Annotated in this window: 11 protein-coding genes, 2 tRNA genes and 1 pseudogene; 9 read left to right on the top strand and 5 right to left on the bottom strand. The window is 40.2% G+C overall.

Annotation, left to right across the window (positions count from 1 at the left end; translation table 11 throughout):
• Positions 1–49 precede the first annotated feature (49 nt).
• Entirely contained in the window at positions 50–709 is a 660-nt protein-coding gene (gene msrA / locus AC0L6V_RS07770; protein ID WP_168827646.1) for a peptide-methionine (S)-S-oxide reductase MsrA, read from the bottom strand.
• Between the two features lie 635 nt (positions 710–1344).
• Here msrA and AC0L6V_RS07765 point away from each other — a divergent pair.
• Both AC0L6V_RS07765 and AC0L6V_RS07760 read left to right on the top strand, forming a co-directional pair.
• Positions 1345–1422 (top strand) — tRNA-OTHER (locus tag AC0L6V_RS07765).
• A 128-nt stretch (positions 1423–1550) separates the two neighbouring features.
• A tRNA-OTHER gene (locus tag AC0L6V_RS07760) sits at positions 1551–1628 on the top strand.
• 171 nt (positions 1629–1799) lie between these two features.
• On the opposite strand, the gene AC0L6V_RS07755 is transcribed toward AC0L6V_RS07760, so the two are convergent.
• A complete protein-coding gene (locus AC0L6V_RS07755) occupies positions 1800–2495 on the bottom strand; it encodes a helix-turn-helix transcriptional regulator (protein ID WP_265220753.1) in 696 nt (231 codons plus the stop codon).
• A gap of 137 nt (positions 2496–2632) precedes the next feature.
• Between AC0L6V_RS07755 and AC0L6V_RS07750 the strand changes: the two genes are divergently transcribed.
• On the top strand, positions 2633–3937 hold the full coding sequence (locus AC0L6V_RS07750) for an aspartate aminotransferase family protein (RefSeq protein ID WP_265220754.1): 1305 nt from the start codon (positions 2633–2635) through the stop codon (positions 3935–3937).
• Complete coding sequence (locus AC0L6V_RS07745; protein WP_265220755.1) at positions 3934–4962, top strand: phosphotransferase enzyme family protein; 1029 nt, start codon at positions 3934–3936, stop codon at positions 4960–4962. The genes AC0L6V_RS07750 and AC0L6V_RS07745 overlap by 4 nt, the downstream gene beginning before the upstream one ends.
• Positions 4963–5042: 80 nt before the next feature.
• Here AC0L6V_RS07745 and AC0L6V_RS07740 read toward each other — a convergent pair whose 3' ends face one another.
• The gene (locus tag AC0L6V_RS07740; RefSeq protein ID WP_265220756.1) at positions 5043–5936 is read right to left on the bottom strand and encodes a LysR family transcriptional regulator; all 894 of its coding nucleotides are present in this window, start codon (positions 5934–5936) and stop codon (positions 5043–5045) included.
• 136 nt (positions 5937–6072) lie between these two features.
• Between AC0L6V_RS07740 and AC0L6V_RS07735 the strand changes: the two genes are divergently transcribed.
• Both AC0L6V_RS07735 and AC0L6V_RS07730 read left to right on the top strand, forming a co-directional pair.
• Entirely contained in the window at positions 6073–6945 is an 873-nt protein-coding gene (locus AC0L6V_RS07735; protein WP_265220757.1) for a Vmh family MBL fold metallo-hydrolase, read from the top strand.
• An 80-nt stretch (positions 6946–7025) separates the two neighbouring features.
• Positions 7026–7652 (top strand): GNAT family N-acetyltransferase, encoded by a 627-nt coding sequence (locus AC0L6V_RS07730; protein ID WP_265220758.1) that lies wholly within the window; start codon positions 7026–7028, stop codon positions 7650–7652.
• A 73-nt stretch (positions 7653–7725) separates the two neighbouring features.
• Here the strand turns inward: AC0L6V_RS07730 and AC0L6V_RS07725 are convergent, their stop codons facing one another.
• Positions 7726–8685 carry a helix-turn-helix domain-containing protein gene (locus AC0L6V_RS07725; protein ID WP_418138897.1) on the bottom strand — a complete coding sequence of 320 codons (960 nt, stop codon included), beginning with the start codon at positions 8683–8685 and terminating at the stop codon, positions 7726–7728.
• A gap of 264 nt (positions 8686–8949) precedes the next feature.
• Here AC0L6V_RS07725 and AC0L6V_RS07720 point away from each other — a divergent pair, with 264 nt between their 5' ends.
• The 3 genes from AC0L6V_RS07720 to AC0L6V_RS07710 all read left to right on the top strand — a co-directional run bounded on the left by AC0L6V_RS07720 (position 8950) and on the right by AC0L6V_RS07710 (position 11867).
• Positions 8950–9483, top strand: a complete 534-nt coding sequence (locus AC0L6V_RS07720) for a 2,4'-dihydroxyacetophenone dioxygenase family protein (protein WP_265220761.1) — start codon at positions 8950–8952, stop codon at positions 9481–9483.
• 120 nt (positions 9484–9603) lie between these two features.
• On the top strand, positions 9604–10809 hold the full coding sequence (locus tag AC0L6V_RS07715; protein ID WP_418138896.1) for an MFS transporter: 1206 nt from the start codon (positions 9604–9606) through the stop codon (positions 10807–10809).
• Positions 10809–11867, top strand: a complete 1059-nt coding sequence (locus AC0L6V_RS07710; RefSeq protein ID WP_265220763.1) for a 2,3-butanediol dehydrogenase — start codon at positions 10809–10811, stop codon at positions 11865–11867. The genes AC0L6V_RS07715 and AC0L6V_RS07710 overlap by 1 nt, the downstream gene beginning before the upstream one ends.
• Positions 11868–12218: 351 nt before the next feature.
• Here the strand turns inward: AC0L6V_RS07710 and AC0L6V_RS07705 are convergent.
• Positions 12219–13660 (bottom strand): annotated as a pseudogene (locus AC0L6V_RS07705) (NAD-dependent succinate-semialdehyde dehydrogenase).
• Positions 13661–13774: the final 114 nt, after the last annotated feature.

Genomic DNA, 13774 nt, shown 5'->3' with positions numbered 1-13774 from the left:
TTTCTAAAACGTGTTTAGTCTAGAGTGTGATTATTCTTGTTAACTTAAATTATACGCTTAAGCCAATAGGGCAGCTCACGCCTGTGCCTGCGAGGCCACAATACCCATTCGGGTTTTTGTGTAGGTACTGCTGGTGATATTCTTCAGCAAAGTAGTAGGTATCGAGTGGCTCAATCTCTGTGGTGATCATGCCGTGGCCTGCGCCGAGTAGTTCTTTTTGGAAGGCCGCTTTGCTGGCTTCCACAATTGGCATGTCTTTATCGTTTGTTGTGTAGATAACAGAACGATATTGGCTGCCGATATCATTGCCTTGGCGCATACCTTGGGTAGGATCATGGTTTTCCCAGAAAACTTTAAGGATGCCTTCTAATGAAATAATAGAGGGGTTAAATACAACCTGTACGACTTCGCTGTGGCCTGTTTGTCCTGAGCAAACTTCTTCATAGGTTGGGTTGGGGGTGTAGCCGCCCGCGTAGCCAACAGAAGTGACGATAACACCGGGCGTATTCCACAACTTACGCTCGGCCCCCCAAAAACATCCCATGCCTAGGATAATCTCAGATTCATTAGGGTTTTTAGTGCGGACAAACGGTTCATTGTTGACAGCGTGTATCCCAGAGATTTTAAGAGGAGCACTTCTACCAGGAAGAGCATCGGCTTTAGCGGGGATTGTTGATTTTTTGAGAATGGTTTCAATATTGCTGGGCATTTATATCTCCTAACCATATGGTCGAAAAAGTATCGTAGCTATCTTTACCCTGCCATAGTCTTTTATACAAGGTGTTATAGGTGTCTCTAACGTAGATCTGCGTTTACTGATATTAGATAATGAGGGGGAAAGGTCAATTTTCAACTATTCGTAGATATATTCTCAAGTGGGCTTGACTCTTGGATTAATCTACCTATAATACGCACCTCGTTAGCAAGGGTTGAGCAAATTTGCTTAACCAACAAGCATTGATGAATGTTTGTTGTTAATGATGATTAGTCGCGGGATGGAGCAGTCTGGTAGCTCGTCGGGCTTCATAACCCGAAGGTCGTTGGTTCGAATCCGGCTCCCGCAACCATTTTAAATAAGGTAGCAAGTTCCTATTTTTAATTCTAAATAGAGCAATAGCGTATCTTATTTTAGATGAAATCTAATCAAACGAAATCGTTAGTGATTCTTGTAAAAGTTAATTTGTCGCGGGATGGAGCAGTCTGGTAGCTCGTCGGGCTTCATAACCCGAAGGTCGTTGGTTCGAATCCGGCTCCCGCAACCAATTCGTAAAGCAGTAAGAATTTATAACCGTTTTGTAAAATATATTTCGAAATTAACCTATTTAATCTCAATAGGTTGCATGTCGCGGGATGGAGCAGTCTGGTAGCTCGTCGGGCCTCATAACCCGAAGGTCGTTGGTTCGAATCCGGCTCCCGCAACCATTTTGAAAAGGTCGTTGGTTCACTTTTTAATTAAGAAAAGGGCTCCCGCAACCAATTCGTAAAGTAGTGAAGAATTGGTCATAAAGATTATATCTACACATCAAAAAATCTATATATAGATTCGTTGTCGCGGGATGGAGCAGTCTGGTAGCTCGTCGGGCCTCATAACCCGAAGGTCGTTGGTTCGAATCCAGCTCCCGCAACCATTTCTTAATAAAAAATCTTAGGCTCACTTTTAAGTAAAACCAAGTTCTCATGCAACCAATGAGATTTATTGTCTAAGCAGAAAGTTGTCTCACACCTTTATTTTTCCAATATTTTCCTATCTTAGTTCTATTTTCATTTTAAATGCAGTGTTCTTATCAATTGTTTGTTCTTTATAGTTCTGACATGATTTTTGCGGTCAGCTCGGTTCTAGTTTGAACAGTAGTTTTTTTAAAAATGTGGTTTAAGTGAGTTTTTAAGGTCGCTAGGCCCATATCAATACGCTTAGCAATTTCTTTATTGTTCGCCCCCGAAATAAGCATTTCTAGTACATCCAATTCTCTGTCGGTTAGATTATATCGAGTTTGCAAACTGGTACGTTCTTGATCTCGCTTAGGAAGGTAAACCGTGTTTAAACTGTATTCCATGAAGGCGTGAACGGAGTGTAATAGATCGATTTCTTCCTTAGTAAAATCTGACAGAGACTTGTCTCTTAGTAAGCTAATGACGGCAATAATCTCATTGCGTGAATTCCGAAAAAATATATCCAACACATACCTATGTTGGTACTTCTGCATGAATTCTAGATAGTAGCGGTGTTTCATCAAACGTTCAGTTGAAATTTGGGAGCTGAGTGTGACAACGCGATCATTGGTATCTTTAAAATTTCTAGGATGAATTGGATCAAGGGCAAAATAAGTTGAAGTGTAGGCTTTTTCAATTTCAGAGGGCGCGTTGGAAATATAGGCACCTTGATGCTTCATGTCTGGTTGTACCAAGAAAAATACCGAACTGCTTATTTTGATAAGGTTATTAATTAATTCGAGACTTTTGGCTTGAAATAAACTTGGAAACTGATGACTCTGCAAACTTTACCACCAACTGATTTTATCACAAATTGCTGTTGTTTTACTCAAACTTGAGGTCAACCATCTGGTGGATACAATAGCAGATTTGGCTCGTCTAGTATGTAGTTTCTATTTTACGGTTTTTTGTAGGTGCTACAATGGAAAGTCAAACAGAGTTGTTATTAAAACGACGCCATAACACTATTGGTAAGTATTCTCCGTTATTTTATGAACAACCTATTCACCTCGCTCGTGGTGAGGGGGTTTGGTTATACGATACGGACGACAATAAATTTTTAGATTGCTACAACAATGTGCCTCATGTAGGGCATTGTCACCCCAAAGTCGTTAATGCCATTACTCAGCAAGTTACGAAGTTAAATATTCATACTCGCTATCTGCATGAAAACATTGTCAATTATGTTGAACGGCTGACTGCTACCTTTGCTGAGCCTCTTAATGCCGCTATGTTAACTTGTACAGGAAGTGAAGCAAATGAGTTGGCTTTGCGTATGGCACGCTTTATGTCTGGCTCGCAAGGAATAATAGTAACCGATGCGGCTTATCACGGTAATACGGAGGCCGTTGGTGAATTGGGAACAGGATTTATGCCTGAGGCTCAAAGAACGAAGCGAGTGCGTTCTTTTCCTATTCCAGATACGTATCGTGGTCTTCCAAATGTTCCTGTAGAAGAGTTAAAAGACGCTTATCTTAAGCACATCAAAGCCGCGATCAATGCTTTTCAAGAGGATGGTCTTGGTGTAGCTGGTATGTTGGTTTGTCCAGATTTTGCTAACGAAGGTTTGCTCAATCTTCCTGACGGCTTTCTTGAAGAAGCGGCTGAAATGGTGCGTGCAGCAGGCGGTTTTGTCATTTTTGATGAAGTTCAAGCTGGCTTTGGTAGAACGGGCAAGCATATGTGGGCGCATCAGTGGTATGACGTTGTTCCTGATATTGTCACGATGGGGAAACCCATGGGAAATGGTTTTCCGTTGGCGGGTATTGTTTCGAGTTTGGATAATATCAACGCTTTTACAAAACATGCTATGTATTTTAATACTTTTGGTGGAACACCTGTCGCTTGTGCTGTCGGTAATGCCGTATTAGATGCCTTGGAAGAAGACAATCTTTTGGAAAATGCTGTGACGACAGGACAATACGTGACGGAAGGTCTACTTAAATTACAAGAAAAATTCGATTTGATTGGTGATGTAAGAAGCCGAGGTATGTTCTTTGGTGTGGAGTTGGTATTAGATAAAACCTTAAAAACACCAGCTAAAGTACAAGCTAAGCAAATCGTTAATTTCATGCGTCATCATGGTGTATTGATCAGTACGATTGGTCCTAGTGACTCGGTTTTAAAGATTCGTCCCCCTATGCCATTTAAACCAGAGCATGCAGACATTTTACTCGCTGCTCTGTTTAAGGCGTTTGATGCAGTATCTCAAGAGGTGGGCGTATGAGTAATAAAGTTGATGATCGTTTAGCCCAGTTAACTCATGCCGCTGAGGCTTCTTTAGTACATTGGAACTTAGAAGGTTCCAAGCTGGATTTAATTAAATACCGTGAAAATGCAGTTTATAAATTAACGACTGCTGACGGTGAGCGTTACGCATTACGGATCCATCGTCCAGGTTATCATGAATATGCTGCTTTGCTTTCTGAACTGCAGTGGATGAGCGCATTATCTGAGTTTGGTGTTGCAACACCTGATGTCATTAAGAATATTAATGATGAATTAATGACTAACATTGTTATTCCTGAAACGGGTGAAGAGGTCTTTGTTGACTTATTTGGTTGGGTCGATGGAGAGCCTATCGGATCTGTCGAAGAAGGGGTGGCAATGACACCAGAGCAAAGTTATGAGATTTATCACACCATTGGTGAAATTGCTGCACAGCTTCATAACCAATCATCTACTTGGACTTTACCAGAAGGTTTTAAACGCCACGCTTGGGATCAAGAAGGTTTAGTGGGTGAAATGCCATTCTGGGGGCGTTTTTGGGAGTTAGAATTACTGACCCCAGAGCAAAAATCTAAGATAGAAGAAGCCAGAGCGAAAGCGATTGAAGTGCTCCAGAGCATTGAAAAGACGGATCAAAATTACGGTTTGATTCATGCGGATTTCGTTCCCGAAAACTTGATGAAAGAAGGTAATAAAGTTCGTCCTATTGACTTTGATGACGCTGGTTTTGGCTGGTATATGTTTGAGCTTGCCACGGCTTTGTATTTTATTCAAAAAGAAGCACACTTTGAGGATGCCAAAGCGGCATTAATAAAGGGCTACCGTTCTAAACGTGACCTTCCTGACAGTGAATTGGCTTTGTTAGATTTGTTTTTAGCGTTACGAAGCTTTACCTATCTGGGTTGGATTCGCAGTCGACAAGAAACTCAAACCGCAAAAGAGTTAGCCGAATACTTGATTGAAAGAGCGATGAGTCAAGTAAAGCAATTTCTCGCGTGGGCCGATAACTATCAAGCTCCATAAATTGGTTAAGATGAAAGCGCTTATTAGATAGTGATAATAAAAAGATGGGTTGTTATACAAAACAGCCCATTTTTATGTCATTACCAGTAAGGTAGCCCTTTTACATGCTGAGACAACGCTTCTGTGAATGCCCTTTGCAGGGGGGTGACTTGTTTGCGGTTGGCGTAAACAGCATAAACGCCTAAGGTTTTAGGCTTCCATTCAGGCAATAGTTTTACGAGCTTTCCATTTTCTATTAATGGCTGCACTGTTGGGAGTGGTTGTAAGCTTATTCCGTTGCCTTGTAATGTTGCAGCGAGCAATACTTCTGAAAGATTAGCGCTTATGTTCCCTGTAATAGGAACAGATTCAGGTCCATTTGGCCCATCAAAAACCCAAGCTGAGCGACCAAAATAAGTGAAAGATAAGCAGTTATGCTGACTTAACGACTGGGCGTCCTGAGGCGTTCCATGTTTAGCCAAATAAGCTGGAGATGCACAGATAACAGATCGGCATTCTCCTAATTTTCTGGCGACCACATTGGGAGCTAATTCATTGGTAATTCGAATGGCTAAATCTATGCGTGACTCAATCAAATTCACCGATTCATCAGTCGACATTATGTCGATAGATGTGCCGGGCCACGTAGAGACAAAGTCATGGATTACATTCATTAAAAAGCTATCTATTAGTGAATAACTGGCTGTTATTCTCAGCTGTCCTTTAAGTGTCGGTGTGTTTTTATTACGAATTCCTTCTAGATCTTCAGTCATTGCCAAGAGGTTTTGAGCAATTTCTAATGTTTCTTCTCCTATGGATGTCAGGCTGAGGCTTCTTGTTGTTCGGTGGAGTAGCCTTATATCCATCCAGCTTTCGAGTTCGGCAAGATATCTTGATACCTTTGCCCTAGACATATCTAGTCGTTCAGCAGCAGCACTTAAGCTGCCTTGCTCTGCAATGGTCACAAATACATGTAATGCGGTGAGTCTATCCACGTAAGTATCCGTTTATTAGATCGAAAAATGAGACAGTGAAAGTTAATTTATAGGGTATTTAGTCGGAATTCAATCAAATATAGTATCGTTATTCACAAACAGCTTCTTAAACATTATGAAAAAAGGCAATCGTATTATGACTAAATTCTCTTCGATAATTCTTACCAGTGCGGCATTGGTTGTTGGCTCTGCATCTGCATCCGATTTGACATTCTCACAATATAATCCGGGGGAAAATGCAATTTTCCCTGTTACCTCTGTGTTGGTAAGTGGTGAGAAAGACGCCATTTTGTTTGATGCACAATTCAATACACAAGATGGACAGGCTTTGGTTGACATGATCAAAGCAAGCCACAAAAACTTAAGCATGATTTATATCTCTGCTGGAGATCCTGATTACTACTTTGGCCTTCAGTCTTTAGTTAAAGCGTTTCCAAAAGTCAGGGTGGTTGCCAGCCAAGCGGTAGTTGAACACATTCAAAGTACAAAAGATGCCAAGCTAGAATACTGGGGACCTATTATTGGTGATGCTGCGCCAACTAATATTGTAGTGCCTGAAATACTAAATGATACGACATTGATGTTGGACGGTAAGGCCATTGAGATCAAAGAGATTAACACTCATCAGGCGTATGTGTGGATTCCATCTATCAAGGCTGTATTGGGTGGTGTTTCAGTCACTTCTGGTATGCATGTCTGGACAGCGGATACGCAAACGCAAGCTTCTAGACAAGAGTGGACTGAATCCCTTAAAAAAATGGCTGCTTTACAGCCAGATGTGGTTATTCCAGGTCATTATTTGGGTGCGATGCCTGCAAAAGCGGAAGCGATTTCTTTTACTATTGATTACCTAACAGCCTTTGAAAAAGAATTAACAGCAGTAGAAAAGCTCAAAGCAAACAAGTCTGATGCCGTAATTAAAGCAATGAAAAAACGTTATCCAGAACTGCCAGGTGAAAGTGATTTGGAGTTGAGTGCAAAGGTGAACACTGGCGAAATGCAGTGGTAATTTTGTCATTAAATAAGGTTGCTCTATGAACAATAGGGCAACCTTATTCTACAAATGTATCCCTCAGATATGAGATCATTATGGTGAATATTGAATACAGACCTGCATCTGCAGATGATTTTGATGCTATCGTTGAAATCTTCTTGGCGAACATGAACCTGAGTATTTTCACCACTTCAACGGATAAGGACGCGTTACGTAATTTGGCGGTTATTTTTTTAGCGAATGATTTTCGTAATGCAAGCTATATGCAAGTCGCTGAATGTAAGGGGGAAATATGTGGTGTGCTTATAGGTATTACTCGAACGTTATCTACGAAAGCGTTAGTTTTTGATTCCAAGCCTTTGGTTAAACAGGCGAAAGCTAATTTACGTAGTTTTGAGGAGGGCGTTAAAGTACTGTCTGATTTAGCCAAAAATAAAAGCCCAATATCGTTCACAAACAACAGTGCTATATCTGATTGTGACAGTGAGTTGGTATTCTTTAGTACCAATGCAAAATATCGACGTCATAAAATTGGCTCTACTTTAATGACGAGGTTTGAGACATTTTTGAAAGAGTGCAATGCAAAAAAATATTTTCTTTATTCTGATAGTCTTTGTACATATCAGTTCTACGATAATAATGGTTTTCAGCGAGTAGAGAAAAAGCAAAATACCTTTAATCCAAAGGTTGAAAACTACACCTATGTTAAAAAAATTATTTAATTTTTTTAACATAGGTGACTGTAATAAATGGTTGGTTTTTAATAAGTATTAAGGTTGTTTGATTTTTACTATGTTAAATGTAGCTTGCGGTATTCTTTTGAGAACTCATCCCTGTAAAAATTTTAAACGCTCTTGAAAAGTGAGCTTGATTAGAAAATCCACATTGATAAGCAATTTCTGAAATGTTCGAATAGTTTTTTTCTGATGATGAGAGTAATTGCGCTGCTCGTTCTAGTCGTTTCAAAATGATATATTGCTTAGGTGATGTATTTTCCTGGGCAAATATTCGTGTGAGATGACGCGAAGAAAGTTCACAAGTCATTGCTATCTCTTCACAACTTAAATCTGGATTATGTAAGTTTTCAAAAATATAATGCTTAGCAGCGATTAAATAGCTTAAACCAAGGGTGTCGCTATTATTAAAGTTTTCAGATAGTATACTTCCTAATAGATCAATGATTTCGTGTTTAAATGTTTCAGCCTTATTTTGGTTCGGGTCCTCTAGATATTGCATTCCGATATGATAAAGCGTTTTAATTAGAAAACGATTTCTTTTAGTATCGTTTTTTATTATTTTAGGGGTGTCTAGATTTATTGTCTTCTTGAACAATAAATGATGTCTTTCATAGGGTATGTCAAAGGTTAATTGTTTCATGTTGGATGAAAAGCCAAAAAGGTAAGGCTTATCTGTTCTATAAATGATGAGATCATTTATATCGGGTTTGAAACATTCTTTACCTTGATAAAAAAAAGTATGGCTACTTAACCCGAGTGAGAAAAATATAGACTCCTTTGGTAAATCTTTAACAATATGAATGTTTCTTTCGACAACATGTTCATTGGCACGTATAAAAGCTATACCAAAATTATCTATGTGGATGTTCTTTCCCGAGGCAATAAATCCTTCATCTGAAAAAGTGGAACAGCGTAAACCGATCAACTGCTTACCGTTATAGTTTTCCCAGAATTGGCAGCGCTGTTCGGGAGGAGTTAAACTTGTACTAATTGAATCAATTCTTACTGATGTGGTCATTATTCTTATTACTCCCAGTAATTAGGACTCTCTACATTTTAATGATAATTATTATCTTTTATTCCTTTGGTCTTTTGATTTCCAGTCTTGGTGACTAAAGATATCCTATTTTTAATACTACATAAATAGCGGATTGACACATTCGGATTGCCTGATGTTTGTCCGTTTTGATCAAAAAATATGGCAGATAGTATCAAACTCATATGGCAAATCTTTCTTAGAATTTCTACGTTGAAACAACAATAATAAGATTAGGAGAATGTTATGCCTGAGTTAGCGAAAAACGAATTTTGGAAGGGGCTAAAACCAATTGAAAACTGCCTTATGCCAGATTCGAAACCAGAAGTCTATTTGCCTGATGTTGCCACTGACGATTTAAAAATGTACGTCCCTTTTACTGAGACGGTATCATCGCGCCCGTTATGGATCTCCCCTAGTGAGAATCGTTGGTGCGACATCCTTATGTCGACCAGTGCAGGATTGGTTAATCGTCATTATCATCCCCATGAGGTATTTGCCTATACCATATCTGGAAAATGGGGATATCTAGAACATGACTGGACTGCCACTGCTGGCGATTTTGTCTATGAAACCCCAGGAGAAGGACATACTTTGGTGGCCTATGAGCATGACGAGCCTATGAAAGTATTTTTTATCGTTAAAGGGCCATTAATTTGGCTAAATGACGACGGTAAACCCGATGGCTATTTTGATGTGCATGACTACATTGCTATGTGTCGAAAACACTATGAAGAAATAGGCTTAGGTGCTTCTTACGTGGATAATTTATTCCGTTAAGACTCTACAACACACTTACTCCATAAAATTAAAATAATATGCGGTAGCAATTAACATTGATGCCGCAAGGAGCATTATTATGAATGGTCAGCATTCAGTTAAATACGAAAACACTTTATTGTGTATTCTTTTTTAGCATTCGGCTTTGTTTTTTTTGATCGTTTAGCAATCTCTTTTTTATTTCCTTTCATGCAAGAGGAAATGAATCTCACTAATACCGATTTAGGTCTGTTATCGTCAGTTCTAGCATTAGCTTGGGCACTTTCAGGTGCTGTTGTTGGGGCTTATTCAGACCGAAAAGGAATTAGAAAGCCTATATTATTAGTCGCTATCATACTATTTTCTTTATGTTCTGCGATATCTGGTTTGGTTACCACATTTCTCACCTTGCTGGTGTTCCGCTTAATTATGGGATTGGCAGAAGGGCCAATTTTACCATTATCACAATACCTCATGGCAGAAGCATCAAGTCCTAAACGTAGAGGCTTCAATATGGGGCTCCTACAAGGATCTGCTGCAGGTTTACTTGGTGCTGTTGTTGCACCAGTGGTATTGGTGGGTTTGGCCGAATATTACGGTTGGCGTCATGCGTTTGTTTTATCCTTGATTCCTGGTTTGATTATTGCCTTTCTCGTCTGGCGTTTTGTAAAACCAGATGATGCGGTAACAAGTGAACGCAAACACATACAGAAGGAAAAAGTTTCTTTCATAGACCTTTTAAAATATAGAAATATATTGGTATGTGCGCTGATTTCTTGTGCTTATCTTAGTTGGTTTGTCGTACTCGTCTCATTTACGCCCACCTTTTTAGTAAAACAACGCTTATTGGAGCCAAGCAACATGGCCACAGTGATGAGTTGTCTTGGTATCGCGTGGGTATTTTGGGGGGCTGTGGTTCCTGCTATTTCAGATCGGATAGGTCGTAAAGTTACGATTATTGTATTCTCTTTGGTTGCAGCATGTTGCCCAATTGTCCTTATGTTTGCACAGGGCACGCTGTTGCTAAGCTCTTTAGTCATACTCACCTATACAGGATTGGGGTGTTTTACTCTTTTTATGGCGACCATTCCAGCAGAGACAGTGCCTAAGGCTCAACTAGCGACCGCTTTAGGCTTGATTATGGGGTTTGGTGAATTGGTCGGTGGTTTTGCTGCTCCGATGTTAGCGGGTTTAGCAGCAGACCATTATGGCTTATCAGCCATTATGTGGATTAGTTTTTTTGCAGCACTTACCGCAGCCTTCTTCGCAATTTTCTTAAAAGAAACCGCACCAATTATTGTTAATAAAACGGCAGTGTTGTCTAGCAATAATTTAGGAGGAATATAATGCAAGCACTTCGATGGCATAATGCCAAAAACATTAAGGTTGAATCTGTTGAGCTTTCACCAATAAAGCCCGATGAGGTTGAAGTTAGCGTAGCGTATTGTGGTATTTGTGGGAGTGATTTACATGAATACATCGATGGACCGCATGCAATACCGGTAAACAGTTGCCATCCCATTAGTGGGGCTTATGCCCCCATTACCCTTGGACACGAATTCTGTGGCACTGTCTCGCAAGTAGGCGCTGAGGTTGTTGGTATCAACGTTGGTGATCGTGTTGCTGTAGAGCCAGAATATCGTTGTGGTCATTGTCAGTATTGTAAAAAAGGGCAATATAACCTTTGTGAGTCTATGGGATTCATTGGATTGATGGGCAATGGTGGCTTTGCTAGTAAAGTTAATGTACCAAGTTATATGCTGCATTTGCTTCCTAATAATGTGTCTTTTGAGCAAGCTGGAGTATTAGAACCTGCGGCGGTTGCACTACATGCAATTAACCAATCGTCACTACAGGTAGGGCAAAGCTGTATTGTTTATGGGTTAGGGCCAATTGGTTTATTAATTATTATTTTGGCTAAGTTAAAAGGGATAGAGAATATATGTGCAGTTGATATGAGCGAAGAACGTCGCTCTTTTGCTAAAAAGTTGGGAGCGACGGCAACATTTGACGCAAAGAAAAGCGACGTTATGTCCGATATCGAAATGTACATGCCTTCGGGTTATGATGTGGCCTTTGAGGCTGTTGGACATCAAGCAACCTTAACAAATTCGATTCATTCGGTGAAAAAAGGAGGCGAAGTTATTTTGGTTGGCTTGATGGGAGATGTCACTATCAATGCTTTCTATCTCGTTAACAATGAAATAAAGCTAATTAGTAGTGTAGGCTATAGAAATGTCTATCCTGAATTGATCCAGTATATATCACAAGGAACACTTGATATTGCTCAGATAGTTACTAAAAAAGTATTATTGGATAATGTTGTTGAAGAGGGCTTTGAATCGTTAATTAAAGATAAAAGCCAAATTAAAGTATTAGTGAGTCCGGCTGAATTCATTAGCTAGTATCTTATTACATAAGATAAAAAAAGAGCCTGAAGCATCATACAGGACCTAAAAAGGGTAGAATAAATGTAAAGTGATCTGTTGTGTTGAAAAGACAGATATACTTGGAATTGCTGTGATAATTCTGAATAAAATTATCCGTAGTCTTGTCTTTATCCATCACATTTAATGTATTAACAAACAGTATTAGGTTTTTATTTGAGCGTCTCAACCCAGTTAATGCAAAGCATGTACTGGGTTAAAAGCGGATATGTAAGGCCTATTAATGTGTCTACTGATCAAATGTCATCATGAACGTTATAGACACCTAAGGTACTTTGATAAGAAGTGCCTTAGGTGTCGCTTTACATGCTAAGCAATGGAACTACAGATGTATTTCATCTCTAAATAGTCTTCGATTCCATACTTAGAGCCCTCACGACCTAGCCCCGATTGCTTAACCCCACCAAAAGGCGCGACTTCATTGGAGATTAAGCCTGTATTGTGACCCACCATGCCATATTCCAAGGCTTCGGATACACGAATCATGCGAGCATGATCACGAGTAAAGAAGTACGCGGCTAGGCCAAAGATGGTGTCATTCGCCATTGCGATAGCTTCTTCTTCCGTATCGAATGGGAAAAGAGGAGCTAAAGGGCCAAAGGTTTCTTCTTGAGCAACATTCATTTCAGGTGTAACGCCCGTTAGAATAGCGGGTGTGATAAATAATCCACCTAAACGATCACCACCATGTACTAACGTCGCGCCTTTACTAACGGCATCTTTGATGTGTTCTTCTACTTTCAAAATGGCCTTTTCTTCGATCATAGGGCCAATGTCTGTGCCTGCTTCAGCGCCATTACCTACTTTTAGAGCTTTGACTTTTTCAGTTAGTTTGGCGGCAAAGGCGTCATAAATACCACGTTGCACTAGGATTCGGTTTGCACACACACAAGTTTGCCCAGCATTGCGGTATTTGGAGGCCATGGCACCTTCAACGGCTTTGTCCAAATCGGCATCATCAAAGACGATGAATGGCGCGTTGCCGCCCAATTCAAGAGAGACTTTTTTGATGGTGTCTGCACATTGCGCCATTAACAAACGACCTACTTCTGTGGAACCCGTGAAAGACAGTTTGCTCACCACATGGCTATCAGTTAGCACTTTACCAATTTTACTGGCTGAACCTGTCACTACTTGGAATACACCAGCAGGGATGCCAGCGCGTTGAGCAAGCTCTGCAATGGCTAAAGCCGTCAGGGGCGTTAAATCAGCAGGGCGCACAATCATTGAACAACCTGCTGCTAAAGCTGGAGCGGCTTTGCGAGTGATCATAGCGGCAGGAAAATTCCAAGGCGTAATCGCTGCTGTTACACCGATAGGTTGACGAATAACCGTAAGTCGTTGATCAGCACGCGGTGCAGGAATCGTATCACCGTAAATGCGCTTCGCTTCTTCGGCAAACCATTCAATAAAAGAAGCGGCATACGCAATTTCGCCTTTTGCTTCCGCCAGCGGTTTACCTTGCTCAGATGTCATGAGCAGAGCTAAGTCGTCTGTGTTTTCAAGTATTAGTTCAAACCAACGACGTAAAATAGCAGAGCGTTCTTTAGCCGCTAAGGCTGCCCATTTTTTTGGGCGATTTTAGAGGCTTCGATCACCGCAGGGATTTCTTCAGGAGAAAGGTGAGGAATCTCGACAATAGTTTCGCCTGTTGCAGGATTGGTAACAGGATGGGTGGTTTTGGCTTTTGCTTCAACCCACTCGCCATTGACAAAACAACGAGACTTGAGAAGGGACATATCCTTTAACATGAGTATCACCTATTTGTTGGTAAATAAAGTAAGCTATTTTTGTACTAATCACATCTCTATTATCAAATCTTCATCGATCAAAGTAAATAGGTTAACATGTTAACTAATTTTTCT

The sequence above is a fragment of the Marinomonas sp. G8-14 genome, assembly GCF_055808935.1.
This window is presented reverse-complemented; position numbering and strand designations above follow the sequence as displayed.

Excerpts from the sequence above, each read along its gene's own strand:
- AC0L6V_RS07720 (WP_265220761.1), top strand. The coding sequence starts at position 8,950 with ATGCCTGAGTTAGCGAAAAACGAATTTTGGAAGGGGCTAAAACCAATT.
- AC0L6V_RS07725 (WP_418138897.1), bottom strand. The coding sequence starts at position 8,685 with ATGACCACATCAGTAAGAATTGATTCAATTAGTACAAGTTTAACTCCT.
- AC0L6V_RS07735 (WP_265220757.1), top strand. The coding sequence starts at position 6,073 with ATGACTAAATTCTCTTCGATAATTCTTACCAGTGCGGCATTGGTTGTT.
- AC0L6V_RS07710 (WP_265220763.1), top strand. The coding sequence starts at position 10,809 with ATGCAAGCACTTCGATGGCATAATGCCAAAAACATTAAGGTTGAATCT.
- AC0L6V_RS07750 (WP_265220754.1), top strand. The coding sequence starts at position 2,633 with ATGGAAAGTCAAACAGAGTTGTTATTAAAACGACGCCATAACACTATT.
- msrA (WP_168827646.1), bottom strand. The coding sequence starts at position 709 with ATGCCCAGCAATATTGAAACCATTCTCAAAAAATCAACAATCCCCGCT.
- AC0L6V_RS07730 (WP_265220758.1), top strand. The coding sequence starts at position 7,026 with ATGGTGAATATTGAATACAGACCTGCATCTGCAGATGATTTTGATGCT.
- AC0L6V_RS07745 (WP_265220755.1), top strand. The coding sequence starts at position 3,934 with ATGAGTAATAAAGTTGATGATCGTTTAGCCCAGTTAACTCATGCCGCT.